Source organism: Dietzia cercidiphylli (assembly GCF_014145145.1).
Classification (GTDB): Bacteria; Actinomycetota; Actinomycetes; order Mycobacteriales; family Mycobacteriaceae; genus Dietzia; species Dietzia natronolimnaea.
The window spans coordinates 1-1,024 of sequence record NZ_JAALEA010000222.1 but is presented as its reverse complement, the minus strand read 5'-3'; the positions used below and the strand labels follow the sequence as shown (position 1 = coordinate 1,024).

General features: G+C 72.5%; 1 protein-coding gene. It reads right to left on the bottom strand.

Translation table 11 applies throughout. The annotated features are described in order from the left end of the window. Positions 1 to 122 precede the first annotated feature (122 nt). On the bottom strand, positions 123 to 1,024 hold a 902-nt coding region (locus tag G6028_RS08505; protein WP_182658629.1), incomplete at its 5' end, for an esterase/lipase family protein.

Sequence of the window (1,024 nt, the reverse complement as noted above, 5' to 3'; positions counted from 1 at the left end):
GGTGGTCGGAATCGCGTCGGGAGACACCGTGGTCGGAGTCGCCGTGACCGATCCGGGCGCGACGACGACGAGGAGCGCGGCCGCCATGAGTCCCGCGATCCCCGGGGCCACCCGACGTGCGGTCATGAGCCCGGCAGGGCCGGGATCGGACCCAGGTACGGCGCGATCGCCTCGCAGCGCGGCACACGGGGGGTGGCCGGATCGAGCGCGTTCAGCACGAAGTCGGCCGTGCGCGGGTCGGAGGCGATCGCCAGGTGCTCGGCGTGGTTCTGCTCGCAGCCGTCCTGGATCACCACGTTGGTCGTCATCGGTCCGGGCACCAGGCCCGAGGTGTAGGGCGTGACCAACTGGTCGTAGCGGGTCACCGCGTTGAGGTACCGCACCCCGGGGGCGTAGGGCGATCCTCCGCTCCACAACAGCTGGAGCACCTCGGAGCCCGGGGACATCTGGGACAGGGCGGGGATCTGACCCAGCTGGTCCGAGACTCCTGGAAGGTCGTCCAGAGACCTGCGCATACCCCCACCGGAGCCCTCCCACAGCGGGGCGATCGAGGCGACGGTGTTCACCTTGCCCGGGCGCCCGACCTTCGCCACCAGACCCGAGACGATGGTGCCCTGCGAGTGGCCGACCAGGTCCACCTGCCGGGCCCCGGTGGCCGCCAGCACACGGTCGACGAACTCCCCGACCTGCGGCACCGAGACCCCCGAGATGTCGGACAACCCGCCCAGCTCGTTGACCGGCCACGGGGTACCCGGCAGCGCGCCGTAGGTCAGCGTGAACACGCAGTAGCCCTCGTTGTGCAGCAGCGGGCCGAAGGTCGCCCAGTTGGTCACGGCGCCGCCGGAGGTGCCGTGGACCAGGACCACCGGACGCTGCTTGGCGGGCGAGGGCCGACAGTTCCAGTCGTTCGCGCCCGGCAGCGTGGCCCCCGGCTGCGTGATCGCCATGGCGGCGCCGGTGAGGAAGCTGTACGGCACGGGGATCGGGGCCCGGGCGGTCGGGTCCGTGGCGTGGGCGGCGCCCG